This is a genomic window from Ruoffia sp. FAM 26254 (assembly GCF_045528545.1).
In the GTDB taxonomy this organism is placed as follows: Bacteria; Bacillota; Bacilli; order Lactobacillales; family Aerococcaceae; genus Ruoffia; species Ruoffia halotolerans.
This window is the reverse complement of sequence record NZ_JBGQQY010000148.1, coordinates 1-202: the sequence shown is the minus strand read 5'-3', so window position 1 is coordinate 202 and position 202 is coordinate 1. Positions and strand designations below refer to the sequence as shown.

1 pseudogene is annotated in these 202 nt (G+C 34.2%); it reads left to right on the top strand.

The features are described 5' to 3' along the window. Positions 1-167, top strand: a pseudogene (locus ACEN3Z_RS12055) (IS30 family transposase); the annotation flags it as partial. Positions 168-202: the final 35 nt, after the last annotated feature.

The following is a 202-nucleotide window of genomic DNA, read 5'->3' as shown; positions in this document are numbered from 1 at the left end:
CTAACGGTTTACTGCGTGAGTTTTTTCCTAAGAAAACAGACCTCGCTAGAGTGATTTCCCAAGAACTCAACCAAGCTTTGTGGTTAATGAATAATCGTCCTAGGAAATGCTTAGATTACCAAACACCTTTGGAAGTATTTTTACACGAACTCTTATTAATTGAGTAAATAAAAAATTGTCGCAATAATTATTGCAATTCAAC